The organism is Affinundibacterium flavidum, assembly GCF_014284175.1.
GTDB lineage: Bacteria > Pseudomonadota > Gammaproteobacteria > Burkholderiales > Burkholderiaceae_D > Undibacterium > Undibacterium flavidum.
On record NZ_JACOGA010000016.1, the window covers coordinates 1 to 21,279 of the forward strand.

The window sequence follows — 21,279 nt, forward strand, 5'->3', positions numbered from 1 at the left end:
TCGCACAGTCCATTCAAATCTATAACAACGAACGGCCACACTCTAGTCTCAAAAACAAAACGCCCAATGAGGTTCATCGAGCGTGTTTGCAACACTTTTAGTTGTCAACTTATTTTAGGACTAGACAGAATCAAATGTAATGCAAAATTAATTTCGTGTTTTTAGGTCGCATACATAGATTTGAGGCTATCTTACGATAATCCGAAGTTATTTCCTCGTTGGCATACTCAGCTCAACATAAGTGTCTCGTTTGATCGAAAAATACTTCGACGTTTCAGTATTAGAGGAGTCGACAATGTTTGAAAGTAATAGCCATTCATCACTGCCAATTGGAACAAAATGAGAAACAATACCTGGAAAAATTAGTGTGCGGTGTCCGTTTGCTGTAGCACCTATCAAGAGCTCAAATTTTTCGGAATTATGCTGCTCGGTCAATTTAGCTAATGGGGTCGAATAGAAAGAGGTTGTAATTCCTTTCCTCACAGTGATGGAAAACTTGACCATTTCGGAGTGTTTGTCATCTAAAGTTAATGCAGAAACTTGTACTGGCGAGTCAAAGGTTTGTTCAATAAAATCGCTGAAATCTACGAAAACACCATTTTTTGAATTCAATTCAATTGAATCGTTATCAAAAATAGAAATTGGAACCCAAACAAATGCTACCGCCAAAGGCTTTTTGAAAGTCGACGATTCGTACTCGTCAATAGCAAACAAAATGCCACGATCAGTCATGAGCGCATCGACAATATTTGCTTTATTTGCAACGCCATTTTTGCGTGAGATTATATCAAATATTTTCTCACGTATTGCATTACCATTGATTACTGGATTTTTCAAAGAGGTAACGGCTAGACTTTCTGTATTGGATGTAGAAGTTATTTGTGTGGGAGGTTGACTTAAATTTGCAATGCATCGATACAATGTTTGTGTTGCTAGGTTTCTGACGTTAATAAATTCAGCAAAATCCTTAAATGAACTGATATTAACTTCCTTTTGCGCTGGAAATGTACAGTGATTGATAATGCCTCCGGCCTTCGTATTTCCTCGAGGAAGTGAAGCTGACGGCTGTAAATCTTGTTCCTTAAGCGAAATAGCGTTCAATAGATTTTTGCTTTTTATTAAGTACAACTCAGGCTCAAATTTACCCTCAACCTTACTGCCATTGGATAGCACAAAATAGGAGCTAGGTATGCGATTTCCAACAGAAACTGCAGAATGAATTCCGGCAAACTCGTTAGACAATAACAACTCGCTGTCAAAAAATGGTGATTTACTATTGCTCTGAGATAAAAGTCTTACGCCTTCTGTAGATACTTCCTTCTTTTCATCTTTTAGATAAAGAACACCATTTAAATAAATTGGACGAAAACCAGCGTCGTCGCACTTCACTTTTAATGACCCACATCGAAAATTCAGTGGTGTATTTTCAAGCTTTAGGTAATCGCGTTTCCAACCGCTAGATTGAGCAAAGGAAGTTTCCGTCAAAATGCAAAAAGCCCCGATGACACAAGTCGAAAATGATAAATATCTCATTCTATTTTTGTTCATTTAAGTAGTTTGCCATTAGATAGCCAATAACCCAACCACCATCACGATTGAAAATTATTTGGCGTGTATCTGCTTTTATTTCCTCCAAAACGGCAACAAGCAACGCAGATCCGGCTTGCAATTCACGTTTATGTGGAGGGAATACGTCGAGAACTTCGCTTATTCCATCTTCTGCATACTGAGGTAGATCAGGTGCAGACCAATCGGCACTGGCAAAACGTTGAGCAGTTCTTCGCACATCTGATACATTAAGATAGGTATACGGTTTGTTAATTTCTAACGGTTTGGAAAACGACGAAACTGCCCAAGGGGTGCCTCCCTCCATGTAAATTCTTCTCCGAATATTTGCGTATCCACCTACGCTTGCCAGTTCTTTGCGTATAACTGGACGAATCTCTTCGTCAATTATTTTTGCTAATGTGATTGAATAGTCACCACCGCGTTCAAGAGCCTTTTTTGCCAGGTTTGCAGTTCCATAGTCAACGGTGAATGATTCAAACCTACGTGCATTGTTCCTAGTATGAAAACCAAGTTTTGTATTTCCGCTGCCAATATCTAGCAGCATGCTGCGAGATTCTAGTCTTGGGCGAATACTTGTGCGCATTGCATAATAGATCTCCTCTGGTCCAGAAATTAATTTAACATCAATACCAGAAAGTTCTCTAATTCTCCTCTCTAATACAGGCCGATTGTTATAGAGATCAAGTGATGTTGACGCGACAATTACTGAATAAACAGGATCATATTTTCGAAGCACATTTAGGTGTTCTGCAACTGCTTTTGCACCACGTTCAATTCCTTCAGTTGTCAGGAAGCCGTCTTTCGCACCATCAATTATTCCAGGATTAGAATTCGCTTTGTATATGATCTTGTATTCTGCAACTGCCTCGGAATCCCCTGCCTTAGTATTAATATCAATCACACGAACTTTGACACCTTTTGAACCCAATTCAATTGCTGCAATAACTTCGGCATTCGCGGAACTACCAATTACACAGAAAGTTAAGGCAATCAAACTTATCACTAATTTATTCAGCATACCAACTCCATTAATTAAATTAAATATTACCCTTAGTGAACTTGTCGCACCCAGGAGTGCCTGGTTGGCAGTCTTTGATATTCGGATCCGGCATTGGTTTCAATCTTGAGCAGTTTGGGGGGGTACCTATTTGCCCCTGAGGGCACTTCTCTGGCGATGAGGCTGAGCAATTAGGTGGCGTACCCATTTGTCCAAGTGGGCATTTCTCCGCATGTTGGACTGAACAGTTAGGGGGGGAGCCTATCTGTCCTATTGGGCACTTCTGAGCTATAGCCGGGGTTGTGCAGTTCGGTGGTGAACCTACTTGTCCTTTTGGACATTTTTCTTGGTGCGTTGAGACAGCTCCATTCAATAAAATATAAGCGACTTCCAAAGGCTTATCTTGCGTTGCTGGTAGCTTGCATAGTGCCTTCAGTAGATCTGCCGAAGTCTTTTGACTATTTGCTGAACCAACCACAATAGTGGTCTCTTTGAGATCGGTTTCAATGAGCTTTGAAAAACTTCTACTGAATTGAACTTCATCAGTTAAATATACCAGCACATTGGGTTTCTCAAGTGTAAGAAGTCCTTTTAATTCTGATAAATTGACTAAAGTTGCTGTAGCAGGAGCAAGTGCTTCGACAGGCGGCTTCCAATTTTGTATTGTTTTGGCAACTTTTTCTTCCAGCGCTTTACCAGATAATTTTACCGAAAGAAAACCATCGATCCCAGTCGATTGAGTTAGCTTTTCTAAAGAACCTATTGGAACCGTTTTAGACTGATTCTGGTCGAATCTTCGCAAGTAAATTTGCGGCTCAAAAGTCACGTTATCGCAATCTGGCCCACCTGTCAGCGGTAAAATGAAAGGTTTCAATTTTTCGTCGAAGGTTAACTGTGATGGCTCTGTCGACTGATAAAGTGGTGCATTTGAATAAAAAGTGATCTTTATAATTTGCTCTGGTGGGCGACTGCATCCACCGAAAATAAGAACAATAAATAGTAGGTATATTCTTTTGCCGAAGGGTTTCATACTGGCTCTCAGATTATGCGATGGGATTGAATGAACAGAGCTGCTTTTGCCACTTCAGTTTGCGCAGCAGAAGCATATTCAGATTGAGAAAAGATATTCATTAATCCCACAATATCTTGATCATAAATGGCACCAAGTGGCTTAAGGTATAAAGCCCAGCTTCCATTTTCTTCTCTATTAAAAATAATTTTGTGCGCTCTGTGTTGCGCGAACGTTTCTTCTGATTTCGGTGCTGGCACCTTCTTTAATGCAATTCTCAACGCTGCGTCGCCACTAATTTTCTGTGGGAATGATCTTGCGCTTGCAAGATAACGAGTATCTTTTGAATTAGATTTATAACGAGAAAGATCCTTACTAAACCCCCAAATTCCAAACCAACCTGAAGCCCATAAATGTGCCAACACGTAGCCAGTAATATATAGGTGAACAATGCATGTCGCGACATAGACAATCGTCATTGCGAATAATGATGAGTCGATCTTTTGCCCGCCTATTCGATAGTAGGCAAAAACTTTCAATACTGTGATTAAGACAAGGACAATTGTTGGAATTATACCAATTGCATTTCTCCGACTTATTCTTTCAGCATAACCACCAGAAACAGCAGTCGGTGCTCGATCATCGCTCACTTCAATATCTGCAACATACTCTTTAACCTCTAATATACGTGGACATGTTTGACGATGATGCCAAAACGCAAAAACTAAATCCAACATCAATGCACCAAACGCTAATCCAACGGCGACCGATGTCGGCATATAGCGTGTAATTAAGAACATACCAACAAATTCCGCTATTAGGACTGCTGAAAACAACGCATAGTCACGTCCAACATGATCTTCACCAAGCAGGCCAAGTCTACCTATGGGGTGTGGTAAAGGCGACCTTCTACACCATGTCTGTGCCTTTAGCACTTCTTGTCTTGGCATAAACTCAGGGTACTCAATCGAAATCAATGGCATAGTTATGGTCTTTCTATCTAGACGATCAAAAAAAGTAAAATTCAGTTAACCCTTGACATCGTCAGGTCAATTGAACACATTTGTCGGTAGTGCATCACAAAAGATATTAACTTAAACCACCGAATGAAAATATTCTAACCGAGTCGCATGATCATAAGTGCAATTTTCGACATAAATTGACCCGATCACGCAACACATTTCCACGCAAGGCAGCAGTTCATGCACAAACGTGCCTGCGATCGTTTTAAATGCGAATGCTATGAGATGAAGTCACGTTTTGAAATGATACATTTTGAAATGGCTGGAACGGGATTATCCTCGGAGCTAACATTTGGCTTTTAATATATCCCGTGCATTGCTTTAGCTTCTACGACTCAGCTTGTACCAAACTCAATCACTGTGACAGATCATCAATGGAAACGCGGAGTCAAGTGGAAACGCGGGGTCACCCATTAGCCCCCAGTAGTCAAGTAGTCGAACCAAATACTCGCAAATTACCGCGATAGAAATTTCCTGCAACGCCACCACACATCTATCTCAAAATGCCATCGTGCCCTGTTGCTTCGTCGTGTGGTTGCGTGAATCGCACCAGTCACCCATGTGGTTCTAGCGAAAATGGTGTTGCTGTTTTCGCCCAAGTAGCACTGCTACTCCAGAAGCATCTCAGTACCGCTTTGCGTCCAAGTGATGGGCAGATCTGTGGCTACCTTTCGGTTCCAACCCCTTGTGGCTCACATTGCAGACGATTCATAAGCCTTCGACCGTGCGCACAACTCAAAAGTCTGTCACGCATGGTGAGAGCAAGTGTTAGGACGGAAGCGGTATTATCAATTAATAGAAAAAGTTATGCCCTTAAAATTTTTGGGCGCTATTTATTCGCTACTCTTTGATTTTTCACGATTAAGTACGTAGAAACGTCCAGCTTGGGTTAGTTCGTAAATTGTAAAATCCAAAGAATCTTCATGCGGTACTTCGGCAACGTATTTCTGATCTACCAGTTTCTTGATGAAATAGTCAAAGGATAAAGTTGGAATTTTCGATATTTGTTTAAGTTGCTGGCCATCTAATTTTTGGTGAGCGCCCAGTACTGTCAAGATTGTTGATTCGTCTTCGCTGAGCAGCAGTTCTTTTTGTTTTTTGTCTAAGCCTGATTCGAACTTCGCGAGTTTCTCAGCTTGAGTTTTGACAACTAATTCAAGCTCAATTTGTTGCCTTCTAAGGTCTGCAATTTCGGTATCTTTGTTCAGTCTGAGTGCGATCATTTCGCCTTGTATTATCATTGATTCTTCGAGGGTCAAAAGTGCACCTTTGGTCGCTTCTTTTAATTTATTTTGATGTCCTATTTGGAGCGTTGTCTGATCTTTATGAATCCAATTTGAAAGTTTTTGGTAGCCATATAGATAAAAGATTGCGAGTGCAAACGGAGCGAATAAATTCATAAATGTCGCAGTTGCATTTGGAAAAACGTGCTTATCAATTAGACCGAAAGTGGTTGAAATGGAATTGCTTGAAAATACGATCATGATCAACTTGTAATTCCATAGGCTCCATGAAATCACGTAGCTTGAAGTCAATGGACTTGCAAATCTGGAAGCAACCGCTTCTTTCAATGGAGCAAATAGGTATTCTAGAGTTTCCTTCATCTTGCCCCATCTAAGAATTAACTAAAAAGAACAGAGCGCCCATAAAGCTGTATCGACAGCGGTACGGGTTTCTCATAACTAAAGGGGGCAGCATCGATTAAAAGAATTCGACACTGACGGTTTTTGTGTGGTCTTAAGACTAAACAGACAACACAAACCGCGCTTTTAATTCCCGCAAAAACTGAAACGTATTCACGCAAGGCACGTCGAACTGAAGACAGATATTTGGTACTTTGACTTTCTTCGTATTAGCAGCAGCCAAAGCTTCATGCGTCACGATAGTTGCGCCTATCGTTTTTGCTTTTGCAATTATCCAAGGATCAGCTTTCGCTAGAAAATCATCTCGATTCCCAGGGTTGTAATCGCCAGTTACTACGGTTTGTGCGATTTGTGCAAACACAGATTGTGTAGCCACATCGTCATTCGCTAAGAAATGTGCAGGGCGTTCTTTCACCCAACTGGCTAATTCGTCGTTACCATCTTTGAGTTCTTTGGCGATCATGTGGATACTAGCGACCACACCAAATTGAAATTGTTGATCTAACCAATCCCAGTATGCGGGACAAATATCCATGCCGTAGTATTGGTTCTTTGCTTGGATGTAGGTGTTTGCGTCTAATAAGTATTTCAAAGACCTAGCTCCTTAGCGAAGTGTGCAATCTTGTTTGGTTTGATGCCGCCCAATAATGCACTTGCCTCACGTAATAAAAGCTGTCCGCTAAGCGCTTCGGTCACCACCGCCTTGGAGAAAGCCGTGCTGATCTGTGCCTTTTTCAGCGTGTAATACGAAGGGCCGCTAGCTTCTTTATTTTTATGCGCTTTGACTTTTGCGCTGATAAAAATTCCGTATTCTTCTTGCGTGACGAAGCCTAAGGTTAACGCACGTCTTGCGAGTACCCAAGTGCTTACATGGAAGCGTGCTTCAAGTGCTGGTAGATTGGCCTGCCAATTTTCCAGTTGATCATTCCATAAACTGCTGAACTCTTTTTCTGGCACAAGCAGTTCTGCGGCAACGGCATTGCATAAAATTTCGTCTTGTCGTTGAGTTTGTGTACTGCCATCAGACAAGCCGGACTGTCCAATCCAGATATGACAGAGTTCATGAATCAAGGTGAATAAACGCGCGCCCATAGCATCGGCATGATTAACAAAAATCATCGGGGCTAAATCATCCACGATGGCAAAGCCACGGAATTCTTCGACCTTGAGTGGGCGAGTGAAATGACCAAGGTAGGCTTGACGCATGACTAAAATCCCTAAAGATTCTATGCGTTTTACAAGATCGCGATAATACTCTTCCCAATTGCCACGTTGAGGATGCTCAGCTATGTTCAAGTGTTTCCGCATATCTTGAACGATGGCAGTAACGCCATCATTTATACTAAAGCGACCGACGATAGAATTGGATTCAGACAAATGCTGTTTTAAATATTCTTTGTACCATTCCTGACGCTGTAGCATGAGCTTAAGCAAATCCAATAGCTCGGCACTAGGGCGCTGTACACCCTGACCATCTATCGTGCGTAAATCAGGAATAGGCAGCGAATCTTCTGGTGGTGCGGAGAGAAATAAATAGCCAAACGGGATATAGGCTTTTTCGGCATAGTTCATGGCTTGACTAAATGTTAGAGCAGCCTCGCCTGTTTCCCAAGCCAATATTTTTTCTTCGTCTACATGACATTTTTGAGCAAAATCAGACAAAGCAATGCCAGAACGCGTACGCGCCCAGCTAAGCATTTGTGCATTGATATTTGCTGTGGACATAAATTTCTTGGGTGTGTTGAAGTGATGATTGTAAATCGAAACAGGACTGCTTATTTTTTAGCTTTTCGAATTTTATAGGTAACGGCTATTAATTAAACTATAGAAAATAAAGAAACTACATAAAGTGTAAGTTTGAAACAAAAATTTATCTTGTGTGACTGCGTTGTCGCCTTGGATTATGGTTTTTTAATGCCTAAAGTAGCTCAAGGAAACCGAAGAATATGAATTCAGCGCGGGCTTGTTATCTACCTGTAATTTCAAAGTAAGTAGCTGGAAAGATTGCTCTGATTGAGCTACAAAGTCCATCATTCAACTAGGGTTAGGTTTGCTACCCATAGCTGAATGATGTTTTGTCAAACTTTATATCTCTTTTTTGGGCTTAAAAACCAAAAGAAACCGAAAATGCCAATCCATATTTGGTTGTTTTTTTATATCGAATTTCTGTTTCGCCAACTGGTAATGGAGAATTTGCTGCTAGGCCATCGCCTAAAGTTTGAGCGTGTGGAGATATCGCTAATCCTAATCCTAAGTTCAATGTTTGCGTTGTCTTTGGTTGTCTAAAGCCCCACATCCATCCCAATATTGCGGTGTCAATTCCCGCATCCCCACCCATTACAAGCCCAACGAAAGGACCATTTACCGTTTTGCTCAAACCATCAGGTGAACCTTTGGTGAATTTATGGGCTTCAAGAAAAAATCCAACTTGGGCCTTAGATTCTTCGTCAATTCTCACTTTACCCGCGACAAGCCGCGCATTCTTAACGCGCAAATTTGACGGTCCTCCTAGGTCAATGTTCGCCATAATCCCAGCGCCGAAATATTTTGAAAGAATTTCTTCCTGCTCGGCCGTTTCGTCAGATACTTTCGGAACTATAGGCGGTTTTCCCGGCTGGCTATCCGCAGATTGTGCCATAGCGCTTCCTATAATTAAATGCCCTAGAATACCTAAAATTAATACAAATTTAATGTTTTTGAAATAGTGTGATTTCATAATGTACCTTTTGAAAAAATAAAATAAAAAGTTACCTCTATTTAGTATTTAATCAACTTAGATTTTTTGGTCGAAACACTAAATATTCAAAAAAGAATAATGTAAAAGTCTTTATATGTATATTTATATTTTTAGTAATTTTGTAATTTTAGTGTGGAAATTAAATAGAAATTAGGATAACTATTTGTCCTGAGGCGGTGGCTTAAGCCTTGAAATGACAGATTTTTAACTGAACGGAATCGGATCATCCTCGAAGCCAAAGCCTCGCCAGTGTCAATTTAAGAACCTGTGAACACCAAACCATTCACCACACTCAAAATCTCAGGCGATTCCGCAATCACCTCCTTGATGCGAGGTGAAGCCGACGATGTCGAGTGATTGCAAGAAGCAGCGGAATATAACGAGCAAACACGAACCCAGATTTTCCATTAGACCGCTTCATCTCTTTAAATCCAGAGCCAGAGGTCAGAATCCGGAGCCAGAGGTCAGAATCCGGAGCCAGAGGTCAGAATCCGGAGCAAGGGGCCTTACATTTGACATTTCTCTTTCATCATCTTAAGCGCTTCAGCATTTAAATCGACGGGAGATGGAAATGGCGAGACCATTACGCATAGAGTATGCAGGTGCTTTGTACCAAGTCACAGCCCGCGGGAATGCACGAGCGAATATTTATGGCAATGACGATGATAGCCAGCGGTTTTTATCGCTGTTGAAAATTGTGGTGGATCGCTATGATTGGTATTGTCACGCTTACTGTCTGATGGACAATCACTACCATCTTTTGATTGAAACAAACCGAGCAAGTTTGTCTGACGGTATGAAATTGCTCAGTGGTTCTTATACCCAGTATGTCAATCGGCAGTATCAACGAGTTGGCCATGTTTTTCAGGGGCGATTTAAAGCGATTTTGGTGCAGAAAGAATCCTACCTGCTTGAATTGGCGCGCTACATCGCCTTAAATCCGGTACGTGCTGGCATGGTGCGCAGTGCCAAAGACTGGCCGTGGAGTAGCTATCGTGCCACTGCCGGATTGGCAGAAGGCGCGGCATGTCTGACGACCGATTGGGTTCTGGGTGGATTTGCCAAGACCAAGAATATCGCACAGCAGTGCAATTGTGAATTTGTACAGCAGGGCAAAGGACAGCCTTCTCCTTGGCAGAGCTTGAAGAACCAAATTTATCTCGGTGACGACGATTTTGTACTTGATATGCAATGCAAGCTCGATCCCGAACAATCACTCAAAGACATCCCTAAAAAACAAAAACAAGCCCTCATCAAACCATTGGATTACTTTGTGAATTTGGAAAACACACGAAACGAAAATATGGCATTGGCATACTTGAGTGGGCACTACACACTTGAGCAGGTAGGTACCCATTTTGGGGTAAGTTACGCGACGGTTAGTCGGGCTGTGAAACAGAAAGAGCGTGGTGTTGATTGATTGCTGAATGTCGAATATGAAACCTGACCCCGTTCTTCCGCGCCTTTTTTGCGGTCGACTGTGCAGCTATTGTTGATGCTGCCAAATTGGCTGATAAGAGAACATTTCGCTAGTCGAAGTGGTATCAGACAAGATTGCCTGCTGAGGTGCTCAAGCAGGCATTTTTTTTGCTTATATGCATGGAAATAAGCATGGCGATACAACACCGCTATGGTTTATTTCGCAAAAATTTTATCAAAAACAATATAATTTTTGATTCAGTTCATTCTTGTGTCCACGGTTATTCTTAATGAGGTCAATCATGAGTTCAACAACTTACCAGAAACAAAGCGAAGCCGAAAATCTGTCTTCCCATGCTAAACCGAAGACACAACTTAAGTCGCAAGCGAGCTCTGCAAACAGCAAGTCAAACGAGGCACTCAATCAATTACAAGTAATCTCACACAACAGCGCGCAAAGCAATCAACTACAAAAACTGAACCAATTAGCAAAAGCGAGCGAGCGTACAACTCAGCTCAAAGCCTTGACAACGATCATGGACAACTCGACGGCACAAAGAGTCGAAGATGAGGAAGCACTGCAAGGAAAATTTGCATCCGTGCAAAGAATTGAAGAGGAAGATCCACTACAAGGAAAATTTGCAACAGTACAGCGAATGGTTGAAGAGGAGCCTTTACAGGCACATGCGGCGACAGCACAGCGAATTGAAGATGAGGAACCGCTACAAGCAAAATTGATCAACGATTCTATCCAACGCGCGATCGATAGTCAGCCCGCAAAATCAAACGACACTGGGCTTCCAGACAATCTTAAATCGGGTATCGAATCACTCTCTGGCATGAACATGGATCATGTCAAAGTTCATTACAACTCTGCCCAACCCGCACAACTTAACGCCCATGCTTATGCTCAAGGTAGCGATATCCACATTGCACCGGGTCAAGAGCAACATTTGCCACATGAAGCTTGGCATGTAGTTCAGCAAGCACAAGGGCGTGTTAGACCAACCATGCAAATGCAAAGCGGGATAGCGGTGAATGATGATGTGAGTTTGGAGAGTGAAGCAGATGTGATGGGCGCGCGGGCAATCCATCAAATGGGAGATACTGTAAAAACCGCCCAAATGAAGGGATTAACCAATAGTCGAACAATTCAATTTATGTTACCTGGTAGCTACGAAGAATCCGAAGCTGACGACTATAATCCCCATGGAAAATCTGACACTTATCGCTCCGGAGTAGATAATTTTAAACGTCTTGCATCGAGCGGCTTTATCACTGGCTGGCGAGAAAAGATGATCGATCATTGGAATGATAAAGGCTGGGTCACGAAACCTAACAATTGGGGAATTCGGGGTATAAAAGAACAAAAAACAGGACAATTCATTGACGAGCGGGGTATACAACTAGATCATGCAAAAACCGTATCGAGCATGAAAGATGATCTACTTGATGTAGACGAAAACCAAGCAATATCCGCAGCTTATTCGAACAGTGCGATGAAAAATTATTACCACTTAGAAGATGGTAAGAAAAAACATATTGCATGGCCAAAATCAAAAACTTTAGCAAAAAAGAAAACAGCAATAAAGAACACCACCGTTGAACCAACCATACACGGCGCAAGAAAGTACTACCATGATATGGATAATTTGGTTCCATTAGCGGGGACTGATAATGCTGCAAAAGGTGATAAAGACGTCGCAGTATTCGATTGGGATTGGGATTTTCTAAAGAATCAAAGGGAATGGGAAGAAATGATGGGTTGGGTAAGAGAGGGTGTTTCGAACAAAGATATTGATGAAGTCACTGATGCCGTCGATGCAATGAAAGAAACTTTAGATGAATACGATGGTGACTGGCCTGTTCTTTAAACCTACCGACCATCTGCTCACGCCTCCTTCGTATGAAAAATGCGTAAGTACAGTACTGGGTCAGGCCTTACATTCGACATTCATCAGTAAATAAATCAGAGGGAGAGTGGCGTTGACGGATGTTGAATATCAAGGCCTGACCCCAAAGTGTTCGTGTCAATTTTTTACTCGAAATAATGTTCATGGAACTTATCTATTTCGCTTTAACATCCATGTAATTTTAATATAGTTAAAAATTACTCAATAAATTCTCCATGGACAAAGCACAAGGTATGAAATCAATTCTAAACATTTGGTATCTCTCAATCGCCATAATTTTCACTGGATGCGCGACAAAAATTGACTCCCTCAGACTTGAACGAAATGCTCCGCCTATTAAAGATGTCTCAATTGTTATTAGCTTGGGCGATTTATCCTCGGTAAATGTTGCATCATCAACGGAAAAATCTTTTTATCAAGCAAAACTTCCTGAAAGTTTAAAGACGCGCCTTCCAGCAATATTTTCGAAAAATGAAATAGCTCTTCAAGGACTCATCATTCAACAGAAACTGATTACTGATCATGAAGTTCCACCATTTTTAGAAAAAACAAAAGCAACGCATCTTTTAGTGGTGACCCCATTTTCCACAAGTTATTTAACCAACTCATACGGTGCTCGTATGTCAGATATTTCAGTCAACTTTGTAACCGCCCTTTGGGATGTAAGCCAGAAAAAGCCAGTCTGGCGGGCAACTCCCAAACTTAAATTATTGAAAGACCAACCCCTTTTAACTTCTCAGGAATTTGCAGGAATGCTGCTAAAAGGCCTTTTCCGTGACGGTTTTTTGAGCCTTAGACAAGGATTTCCAATCGATCTAGATGGGAAAGAAATTATGCATAATTGGGGAACTGGTAACGATAAGTGATAAAGAGTTTGAAATTGGTTTAAAAGTCGAGTGTCAAGCTTTGACATGACATATTTTTTGAAGTGAACGGAACGGGGTCATTCTCGAAGTTGGTATGTAAGCAGTTTGCGCATTGCAGATAAACCGGAAACACGGGGTCACCCATTAGCCCCCGGTAGTCAAGTAGTGGAACAAAATACTCGCAAATGACTGCAATAAAAATTTTCCTATAACGAAAGCCCGGGGTCTGGCTTTACATTTGACACTTCTCTTTCCTCTTTCGCCATCCCACGGAGAGCGGAGCACGGGGTCAAGCGGAGCACGGGGTCAGGCCTTACATTTGACATTTATTCGCCAAGGAAGGGTCAGTTTTAGCATGCCAACATCGGTCGTAAAATGTATGAATGTTGGAACTGACCCCGTTCTTGTTTTGGAACTGACCCCGTTCTTGTTCTAATTTTTTCGTGTTCTAGAGTTGACTTGAACAAATACTCCGCATATTTTTCAAATGCAAAATGATCGATGTTGTTCTGCTTAACGAAGCATCATTCGCCATGGAAAAAAACAATCCGGAGTCGATATGTTCCATTTCATTTAGCTTTTTATCAGTAATCGAAGTCCATGAACTTTTGATCGATATTTTTTCATTCAAAGGGACTTGTACGCCGTGCGGTAGTTTAATAGTCGCGCCATCCATGTTTACTGTTTTGCTTGGGACATACTGAGGATCTTTCATATCAGATCGCATGTTGAAGACAGCGACCGTTTGACCTGATGACGCAAGATTCTGAGTCAGTACAGATTCTTCCCAAGATGTGGTCACATTTACGATACAACCATCGTTGATTGTCAAACGAACCTTTCCTGAAGTTGCGAAATCTGGATGATCCAATAACGCATTCACTGCATTAAGCTCAGCTTGCAAATTCATGGGTAGCGACTTAGGTGCTGAAGTGCTGCATCCAACAAGTAACAAGAAAAATAGTGGAAGAATTTTATTCATGGAGCCATACACCTTTTTGAATTGCGTAAATTGTACATTTTACACCAGTAGTGTCCGGTTAAAAATCGAGTAAATTCAATTGGTTAACGGTGGGTGCTGTTTCAAAGGACGGGGTCAGACCTTACATTTGATATTCTCTTTCACTACCCTAAGAAAGCCCGGGGTCAAAAGCCCGGGGTCAGGCCTTACATTTGACACTTCTCTTTCGCCATCCCAGACTCTACCGTAACTAAATCGACGGGAGATTGAAATGGCGAGACCATTGCGCATAGAGTATGCAGGTGCTTTGTAGCACGTCACAGCCCGCGGGAATGCACGAGCAAATATTTATGCCGATTACGATGATCGTTATGAATATGAACGCTGAAGGAGCAATGTTGTAAATGGAATCACCGACTTCGCGTGCAGTAAACAGCGAGATGATTATCAGGCCTTACACTTGCTCTGGCTACTTTGCGCGCACTTTTGAGATCACAGACCGCACTGCATCAATGACAACCGCAGGCCGATCAAGTTGGATATAGTGACCTGTATCTTGTACCAGCTGATGCTGACTCTGTGATGACCACTTCGCTTGATCTTTCTGCATCCACGACCCATTTTCTTTTAATGCTTTATCGAACTTGGAGAGTTCTTGTTTAGGTACAGGCTGCACTGCTGTCAAGACCGCTATTGGGCGGTCGCCAAGGTGCCGAAACGTTCCTGCTTCATTCAATGTTTGCTCAAGCGCATCCTCTTCCTTTAGAAAGGAACTAAATGAAGTTGACGCGTAAGCTTTCTCGGCCTGATCATTGGACTCAGTCCGATTTCCCTCTTTTTCTTCCATAGCTGCAAGGAACCGAACTATACCGGTCCAATTTAATGCAGCCCCCGATTTTTCTAGAAAAGCCGACCAGTTCGACTCTGACTTTCTTTCCAATGGTGCCGAATTCGACTCTAAAGCTTCCAGTGCTCTACCGCGCGATAGCTGATCAGGGTGAGATGTATCAACAAATACCAATCCCGCTACTTCCGCACCGAAGTATTTCGTGTAGACCATGTTGTAAGGGCCGCCAAGAGAGTGCCCTACAAGGACTAAAGGGCCTTTTTCGTTGGCATTTTTTAAGGCAGCATGCAAGTCCTCTGCAATCGATTTTGCAAGCGCCGGAGCATCATGGGGGGCACTCCACATGATGCCAGCGCGACTATAGGCACAAGCCCGAGTTGCCTTCGCAATTTCGTCATGAACTGCCGACCAGCTCAGCGATCCCGCCATATCCTGTCCCGATTGAAATACGACAGTAGGGCTCCCCGAACCTCGGCAATCCAATTGAATATGACGACCACCAATATCGACTAATTTGCCAGGTGGTGGAAAGTTCTGTGCAGCACTTCGTCTACCCAAGTTCTCATAGATGGTGCCGACGATGAGAAGAACGAGGATAAGTCCAAGAATGCCGAAACCAATATTGACGAATATTTTCTTCATCGTATCTCCACTCAAACTTTTTTTTGTGCGGCACCCCGAAGGGGAACCGCGTAGCGGTGTCCGCTACCAATGCTCTTTGCACGGCGCGTCTACAGCTGGTTATAAATTAGTTATGGAGATTTTAAGAGTTGTCAGAACGAGAAGCAATCTGATTTATTCTTAAATTTAAAAGAATGTTAATCAAAGGGGGCAGCATCGAATATTTCCGTTCGATGCTGACCCATTTAGTTTCCATTTGGTTTTACGTGCCTTAAGCCAATCACTACTCAATCATGCTTGTGTTCGCACCAATACGCCAGTTTCTCGACTTTTGATTGGCTTGCCGCCTGATTCAAGTTGCCCATAGTTCACTCTCCTCAATCCGCCTTTACGATTTAATGAGGTGTACGTTTAATGGTTTTGGGTTGGACGCTTACACAGCCTCCACAATTTCTCCACATCTGATTTATAAGATACGTTTTTGGCAAAAATGCTGCTAGCTTTTGCTAAATCTTGCTTCTCAGAGAGCAATCATGAAGTCGCTATTAGTCAACCTAGGGGGCAGTTCTTACATTTGACATTCATTCACTAAAAAGAGGTCAGATTTATCATTCCAACATCGGTCGTAAAGTGTAAGAGCCACCCCCCATTTTGGGATTGAAATTTTTGAGGAATCAACTAGTCTGACAGATGGGAGTAATGTCATATGTAAGGCCTGACCCTGTTTTTCCGAGTCCTGATGTACCAAACTGAGCGCACCTATATTGCAAGCACGGGGTCATGCCTTACATTTGACATTTTTTTCAACCGCTACCCTACGCTCTGGTGTAAATAAATCAGAGGGAAAGTGAGATGGCGAGGCCGTTACGTATTGAGTTTGCTGGTGCGTTGTACCATGTTACTGCTTGCGGTAATGCGCGAGCGAATATTGATGGCAATGACGATGATCGCCAGCAGTTTTTATCTCTACTAAAAACCGCAGTGGATCGCTATGACTGGTATTGCCATGCCTACCGCCTGATGGATAATCACTATCTTCTCTTGATTGAAACAAATCGCGTCAGTTTGCCTGACGGAATGAAATTGCTGAATGGCTCTTACACCCAATAGGTCAATTGGTAGCATCAACGAGTAGGCCATGTTTTTCAGGGATGATTGGAAGCGATCTTGGTGCAAAGAGTATCCTATCTGCTTGAACTGGCGCGTTATATTGTCTTGAATCCTGTGCGTGCCGTGGGTTCAAAGAGTCAGCATCGAATAGAAAATAATCGATGCTGACTCCTTTAGTTCCGTCCGCTTTCTTGTGTACTAGGTACTCCACGCGTATCATGATTATTGTAATTTTTTCGCATTCGTATTACGCCCATGTTGCGTCATGATTAAATGGCTGGTTTTGCCGTTAGCGTCCTTTTCAAATTTCAGTTGACCGTTGAAGCTCTTTGCAAGAAAAACATTGTCAGCGATTGCTGAAATTTCGACTACGTCTTGGCCGGTTGCTTGAGTATAGTAGCGATCACCATTTCGGCTGACGGTCAAAATGAAGTCGGGCGCGATTTGATATTTTCCTACATAGGTATCGAAGATCGCCGGGGCTACTTTCACTTCCTTGATTATTTTTGTGGTCGAATTTTTGATACGCACTGCAGGTCTTTCATCACCCCCATAGGTCAATAGGAGCTGAGGTACTGAACCGTCGGCGGCGGGTTGAAACACCACTTTTGCGCCAGCTTCATTCGAAATAAAAGTATCCTGAGCCGTTGCTGTTAAAACGACAGGCAATTGCCCAGTTGCTTGTCCGATGAACTTGGTTCCGTCACGGCGTATTGATATGATTATCTTTGGTGTTAGTTGATAATCGCCGACGTAGGTATCCAATAGCGCAAGTGGGACGGCGACTTCTTTTGGCAGCGCTTCGTAAGTACGTGAAAACCTGCTTATGTCGCCATTCTGATAGACGATGACTTTAATCCCTTCTTCCATTACATTCTTGATGAACTCAATTCGCGTCAGAGAATTGGTATCGTAGAAAAATCCCGTCTCAGAATAGGCTTGCAAATTCATTGTGGGACCATTGGTACTAGACATAATGAATTTGTCACCCTCACGAACAAAATTATATTGATTCTTGTCGTCGATTTTATACATACCAGTGAGCTTGTCCATGGTTTTTGCATCGAGCTTGATCGCTTTGAAATTGGGTATAGACTTGCCAATGAGCTTCGCGGCAAGTCGATTGGCCACCATGGCTGGTGACGCTAGTCCTCCATCACTATTGGTCAGTACGGCGACATACACTTTCTCTTCTGGCAAACGGAGTGCAAACGCCGTGAATCCATTGATGCCTCCACCGTGTGAAATCATGGGGCTGTCTTCGAGTTTGCGTATGAACCAGCCATAACCATATTGACTGCCTTTACCATTACTCAATTTATACTCGGTAAATACACGCTTCCAACTTTGTGCGTTAAGTAATTTTCCAGTACTGATGGCAGCATCCCAAAGCTTCATATCGTCGACTGTCGATATGAGCGATCCGCCGGCATAAGGCTGGCTCATGCTAAGTGGAGTGCTGGCGGAAAATCTTGATCCGTCACGACTATGCCCGGCAGCATGTTTCTGCTTTGTCCGTTCAAATCCTTCGTAAGCAGTGTTTTTCATGTCGAGAGGCACAAAAACATTCTTTTCCATAAATTTTGCATAGGTCTCACCACTGACTTTTTCGATCAAGGCACCAAGTAAAAAATACCCAGAATTACTGTAGATCCAATGTGAGCCAGGTTCAAATTCGAGAGGATCGTTTTTAAATGTATCGAGCATTTGATTAACGCTGATGTCCTTTATAGAATTGGCTTTGAAATCGGGTTTCTCGGTGTAATTGGGAATGCCCGAAGTGTGGGTAAGTAAATGTTCGACAGTGATTTTTTTACCCGTTTTCGGATAGTCTGGAAGAATCTTGGAGACGGTATCGTTGAGGGAAATTTTGCCTTGTTCTACGAGCATCATGATCGCAACAGCGGTAAATTGTTTGGTGATGGAGCCTATGCGCAAGACATCATCGGCATGCATGCGACGTTTTTCAGCGAGGCTAGACATGCCATAGGCTTTGCGTAAAATCGTCTTGCCGTCTTTTACGACGATGACGGTTGCCCCTGGCTCGTGCGCTTTGTAGTAAGAGCTTACTAAGCGATCGAGTTGCTGGGAATCTTGCTGTTTGCCGATAGCCACTGGCTTGGCGACATGGTTACTGTTTGAGTCTGTTTTGGGATGGAATACGCGGGTGGAATCGGCGTGTTGAACCCGCTCAAATCCAACTGTATATGCGCCGAATGTATTGGTTAACTCGATGTCTGCTGCATGAACGTTTCGCATTGCTAGGTTAGAAAAAAAACAGAGTAGGGAGAAAAATATGATGCGCATTGATGGCTCCAAAGTGAATTGAAATCAAAGAAAAGATACTGTACGAATTGGAAAACTGCGGTGAATTTTGTCGAGCAAGCCAGCGCGTCATACCATATTGCAGCTTTATGTATCATGGCGGCTTTTCGCTCACCCCTCATTCGAGATTGAAAGAAAGATGAAAATTACCCAACACATTATGCTCATCCCCCTGCGTAGCATAAAAGTACCGTGTGATCACAAAGGATAAGCGTGTGACGAACCATGCATCAAGGGTGTCTAAAGTAAAGATGAGTTGCGATATACTGCCCAGATGCCTATAACAAAACTCAGCTTCGCCAATGCATCTACCTTATTACCGTCCAATAAATGGTTACGGTCGCTCGTCGTTAATCTTTTAATTTGGGGAAGCATACTTACGCTTGGTGCATGGGGCCAATATCTGGATGTTGTTAAGGAGGAAAAGGATTTGCGTTTTGTGAGTATGTGGATGAGTTGGGTGGAAAATCAGTTTCTACTTTTTGTATTAAGCTGCATCCTTTACCCGCTGCTAGTGAAATACCCCCGTCTTGTGGCTAATGCGTGGAGCATCTCGCGTTTATACCTCAATTTGTTGATCTTCTATTACCCATTGTATGCGCTGTCGAAATGTTTTTTTAATTGGAAACGGTTTGATCTACACCTTCGAAACAAGAGTTTTCTCGACTACGTACTAAGCGTGGATAATATTGGTTTGTTTTATGGCTTTTATTATTTTACTTTGATGGTCACTGCTATAATTTTTGTTCGCATCTGGCATGAGAATAGAGAACGGCAAACCGACAACTTAAAACTCAATCTAGCGTTAGAGCAGCAAAAATTGCAAAGCCTACGTCAACAACTAGAACCACATTTTATTTTCAATGCGCTCAATGCGATCAGCGCCTTAGTCAGAACCAATGAAAAGTCTGTCGCATTAGATGGCATCAATAGACTCAGTGATTTACTGCGTTATGCGCTCTCGGCAACAAATAAGAATTGGATTAGCTTCAAGGAAGAACTCGATTTCATTCGTGACTATCTGGCGCTTCAACAATTACGTTATGATGACCGCCTCGAATTCTGTATTAGTGGCGACACGCCTGAAATCTTGCATGGCGATTGCCTACCTTTGCTATTACAGCCCTTAATCGAAAACGCTTTACGTCATGATCTCGATTGCCATGAAGAGCAAAGTCAAATCTATTTGCAATTGAGCTTGAACGCTGATCAGGTAACGATGCAGATACACAATCGCTTACATGCGCAATCTGTAAAAAATCCTGGCTTGGGGCTGGGGCTGTCCCAGACACGATTACGTTTAGAGATGATGTATAAGGGCAAAGCTAGTATGCGAATCAGCGAAAGCATTGACAATTTTAGTGTCCTCATCACAGTACCCCTTTATCAATCAGAGACGGTTCTATGAACCAAACCATTCGTGCCTTGATCGTTGACGATGAGAAATTAGGTCGCAAAAATTTGCACTGTGCGATTGAAGTCCATAGGAGTTGGTTGGTCGTTGCCCAGGCGTCTAGCGCCACCAACGCCCGCCTCGCACTTGCCGCGAACGATATCGACGTAATTTTTTTAGATATCCAAATGCCGCGTGAAACTGGTTTGCAGTTCGCGAGAGAACTATCCGAAAAAAACTTGCCTCCGTTGATTATTTTTGTGACGGCATTTAATGAGCACGCAATTGAAGCATTTGAATTGCACGCTCTCGATTATCTCTTAAAACCACTTAACGACAAACGTCTCGCGCATGCTTTAGAGCGTGCCGAGGCTATGCTTGGTTTGCAGCAGCAAGCCAACTATGGCATTGCATTGCGTCGCTATATTGAAGATGAAAAGAGTAAAGAGCATGCGAGTCCAAAATACTGGCAACAAATCAGTGTACGTTCTATCGGCAAAATCGAAACTGTTTCGCTTACTGATGTCTTATGGATAGAAGCGCAAGGCAATTACATGCAACTTCACACCAGTACTCGACAAATTCTTTACCGAGCCTCAATGGTGCATTTAGAAAAACATTTAGATCCCGACACTTTTTTGCGTATACATCGCAGTACGATCATACGCAAAGATCAAATTGCCAGCATTCATGTTACTGCCGACAATAACTACAAAATGGTTTTAGCTTGCAACGATCAGATCCCGATTGGTGAACGCTACGTTGCGGCAGTTAAGAAAGTTTTGGGTCAGCATTAACTGGTTAGTTACTGGTTAGTCAGATCAACTACACGTTGCCCAATTTTGCC

The 21,279-nt window shown here is 42.5% G+C and carries 18 protein-coding genes; 7 read left to right on the forward strand and 11 right to left on the reverse strand.

The annotated features are described in order from the left end of the window. Positions 1-101: integrase core domain-containing protein (locus H8K55_RS22340; protein ID WP_186942982.1), on the forward strand; the 101-nt coding region annotated here is incomplete at its 5' end. Between the two features lie 106 nt (positions 102-207). Here H8K55_RS22340 and H8K55_RS16150 read toward each other — a convergent pair. From H8K55_RS16150 to H8K55_RS16185, 8 genes are all read right to left on the reverse strand, one after another. After that, complete coding sequence (locus H8K55_RS16150; protein ID WP_186943099.1) at positions 208-1,533, reverse strand: hypothetical protein; 1,326 nt, start codon at positions 1,531-1,533, stop codon at positions 208-210. Position 1,534: 1 nt separating this feature from the next. Then, positions 1,535-2,587 carry a Ppx/GppA phosphatase family protein gene (locus H8K55_RS16155; protein WP_186943100.1) on the reverse strand — a complete coding sequence of 351 codons (1,053 nt, stop codon included), beginning with the start codon at positions 2,585-2,587 and terminating at the stop codon, positions 1,535-1,537. Positions 2,588-2,606: 19 nt separating this feature from the next. After that, entirely contained in the window at positions 2,607-3,596 is a 990-nt protein-coding gene (locus tag H8K55_RS16160) for a hypothetical protein (protein ID WP_186943101.1), read from the reverse strand. A gap of 8 nt (positions 3,597-3,604) precedes the next feature. Continuing rightward, positions 3,605-4,558 (reverse strand): hypothetical protein, encoded by a 954-nt coding sequence (locus H8K55_RS16165; RefSeq protein WP_186943102.1) that lies wholly within the window; start codon positions 4,556-4,558, stop codon positions 3,605-3,607. An 872-nt stretch (positions 4,559-5,430) separates the two neighbouring features. Continuing rightward, positions 5,431-6,201: a hypothetical protein gene (locus tag H8K55_RS16170; protein WP_186943103.1), complete on the reverse strand. Its 771-nt coding sequence runs from the start codon at positions 6,199-6,201 to the stop codon at positions 5,431-5,433. Between the two features lie 139 nt (positions 6,202-6,340). Continuing rightward, positions 6,341-6,832 carry a DUF4411 family protein gene (locus H8K55_RS16175; RefSeq protein ID WP_186943104.1) on the reverse strand — a complete coding sequence of 164 codons (492 nt, stop codon included), beginning with the start codon at positions 6,830-6,832 and terminating at the stop codon, positions 6,341-6,343. Beyond that, positions 6,829-7,965 carry an ImmA/IrrE family metallo-endopeptidase gene (locus tag H8K55_RS16180; protein WP_186943105.1) on the reverse strand — a complete coding sequence of 379 codons (1,137 nt, stop codon included), beginning with the start codon at positions 7,963-7,965 and terminating at the stop codon, positions 6,829-6,831. Before H8K55_RS16180 ends, H8K55_RS16175 begins: the two co-directional genes overlap by 4 nt. A 379-nt stretch (positions 7,966-8,344) precedes the next feature. After that, entirely contained in the window at positions 8,345-8,956 is a 612-nt protein-coding gene (locus H8K55_RS16185; protein ID WP_186943106.1) for a hypothetical protein, read from the reverse strand. A gap of 592 nt (positions 8,957-9,548) precedes the next feature. Between H8K55_RS16185 and H8K55_RS16190 the strand changes: the two genes are divergently transcribed. The 3 genes from H8K55_RS16190 (at position 9,549) to H8K55_RS16200 (ending at position 13,175) form a co-directional block, all read left to right on the forward strand. Beyond that, entirely contained in the window at positions 9,549-10,397 is an 849-nt protein-coding gene (locus H8K55_RS16190; RefSeq protein WP_186943107.1) for an REP-associated tyrosine transposase, read from the forward strand. Positions 10,398-10,698: 301 nt separating this feature from the next. Further along, positions 10,699-12,270 (forward strand): eCIS core domain-containing protein, encoded by a 1,572-nt coding sequence (locus H8K55_RS21910; protein ID WP_230408666.1) that lies wholly within the window; start codon positions 10,699-10,701, stop codon positions 12,268-12,270. A gap of 254 nt (positions 12,271-12,524) precedes the next feature. Beyond that, the gene (locus tag H8K55_RS16200) at positions 12,525-13,175 is read left to right on the forward strand and encodes a hypothetical protein (RefSeq protein WP_186943108.1); all 651 of its coding nucleotides are present in this window, start codon (positions 12,525-12,527) and stop codon (positions 13,173-13,175) included. Between the two features lie 448 nt (positions 13,176-13,623). On the opposite strand, the gene H8K55_RS16205 is transcribed toward H8K55_RS16200, so the two are convergent. Together H8K55_RS16205 and H8K55_RS16210 are read right to left on the reverse strand one after the other, a co-directional pair. Then, positions 13,624-14,157: a hypothetical protein gene (locus H8K55_RS16205; protein WP_186943109.1), complete on the reverse strand. Its 534-nt coding sequence runs from the start codon at positions 14,155-14,157 to the stop codon at positions 13,624-13,626. Positions 14,158-14,605: 448 nt separating this feature from the next. Continuing rightward, positions 14,606-15,625: an alpha/beta hydrolase gene (locus tag H8K55_RS16210; RefSeq protein ID WP_186943110.1), complete on the reverse strand. Its 1,020-nt coding sequence runs from the start codon at positions 15,623-15,625 to the stop codon at positions 14,606-14,608. A gap of 831 nt (positions 15,626-16,456) precedes the next feature. Here H8K55_RS16210 and H8K55_RS21605 point away from each other — a divergent pair. Then, a complete protein-coding gene (locus tag H8K55_RS21605) occupies positions 16,457-16,714 on the forward strand; it encodes a transposase (RefSeq protein WP_222612504.1) in 258 nt (85 codons plus the stop codon). Between the two features lie 222 nt (positions 16,715-16,936). On the opposite strand, the gene H8K55_RS16220 is transcribed toward H8K55_RS21605, so the two are convergent. Further along, positions 16,937-18,973, reverse strand: coding sequence for a serine hydrolase (locus H8K55_RS16220; RefSeq protein ID WP_186943111.1), 2,037 nt, complete (start codon positions 18,971-18,973; stop codon positions 16,937-16,939). Between the two features lie 790 nt (positions 18,974-19,763). Between H8K55_RS16220 and H8K55_RS16225 the strand changes: the two genes are divergently transcribed. Both H8K55_RS16225 and H8K55_RS16230 read left to right on the forward strand, forming a co-directional pair. Then, positions 19,764-20,447: a sensor histidine kinase gene (locus H8K55_RS16225; RefSeq protein WP_186943112.1), complete on the forward strand. Its 684-nt coding sequence runs from the start codon at positions 19,764-19,766 to the stop codon at positions 20,445-20,447. Next, entirely contained in the window at positions 20,444-21,229 is a 786-nt protein-coding gene (locus H8K55_RS16230) for a LytR/AlgR family response regulator transcription factor (protein ID WP_222612505.1), read from the forward strand. The genes H8K55_RS16225 and H8K55_RS16230 overlap by 4 nt, the downstream gene beginning before the upstream one ends. Positions 21,230-21,279 lie beyond the last annotated feature (50 nt).

What these genes read in the sequence shown, in the direction of transcription:
- H8K55_RS16200 (WP_186943108.1), top strand. Translation starts at nt 12,525, where the DNA reads ATGGACAAAGCACAAGGTATGAAATCAATTCTAAACATTTGGTATCTC.
- H8K55_RS16230 (WP_222612505.1), top strand. Translation starts at nt 20,444, where the DNA reads ATGAACCAAACCATTCGTGCCTTGATCGTTGACGATGAGAAATTAGGT.
- H8K55_RS16150 (WP_186943099.1), bottom strand. Translation starts at nt 1,533, where the DNA reads ATGAGATATTTATCATTTTCGACTTGTGTCATCGGGGCTTTTTGCATT.
- H8K55_RS16190 (WP_186943107.1), top strand. Translation starts at nt 9,549, where the DNA reads ATGGCGAGACCATTACGCATAGAGTATGCAGGTGCTTTGTACCAAGTC.
- H8K55_RS21605 (WP_222612504.1), top strand. Translation starts at nt 16,457, where the DNA reads ATGGCGAGGCCGTTACGTATTGAGTTTGCTGGTGCGTTGTACCATGTT.
- H8K55_RS16170 (WP_186943103.1), bottom strand. Translation starts at nt 6,201, where the DNA reads ATGAAGGAAACTCTAGAATACCTATTTGCTCCATTGAAAGAAGCGGTT.
- H8K55_RS16205 (WP_186943109.1), bottom strand. Translation starts at nt 14,157, where the DNA reads ATGAATAAAATTCTTCCACTATTTTTCTTGTTACTTGTTGGATGCAGC.
- H8K55_RS16225 (WP_186943112.1), top strand. Translation starts at nt 19,764, where the DNA reads ATGGTCACTGCTATAATTTTTGTTCGCATCTGGCATGAGAATAGAGAA.
- H8K55_RS21910 (WP_230408666.1), top strand. Translation starts at nt 10,699, where the DNA reads ATGAGTTCAACAACTTACCAGAAACAAAGCGAAGCCGAAAATCTGTCT.
- H8K55_RS16165 (WP_186943102.1), bottom strand. Translation starts at nt 4,558, where the DNA reads ATGCCATTGATTTCGATTGAGTACCCTGAGTTTATGCCAAGACAAGAA.
- H8K55_RS16220 (WP_186943111.1), bottom strand. Translation starts at nt 18,973, where the DNA reads ATGCGAAACGTTCATGCAGCAGACATCGAGTTAACCAATACATTCGGC.
- H8K55_RS16155 (WP_186943100.1), bottom strand. Translation starts at nt 2,587, where the DNA reads ATGCTGAATAAATTAGTGATAAGTTTGATTGCCTTAACTTTCTGTGTA.
- H8K55_RS16210 (WP_186943110.1), bottom strand. Translation starts at nt 15,625, where the DNA reads ATGAAGAAAATATTCGTCAATATTGGTTTCGGCATTCTTGGACTTATC.
- H8K55_RS16160 (WP_186943101.1), bottom strand. Translation starts at nt 3,596, where the DNA reads ATGAAACCCTTCGGCAAAAGAATATACCTACTATTTATTGTTCTTATT.
- H8K55_RS16180 (WP_186943105.1), bottom strand. Translation starts at nt 7,965, where the DNA reads ATGTCCACAGCAAATATCAATGCACAAATGCTTAGCTGGGCGCGTACG.
- H8K55_RS16185 (WP_186943106.1), bottom strand. Translation starts at nt 8,956, where the DNA reads ATGAAATCACACTATTTCAAAAACATTAAATTTGTATTAATTTTAGGT.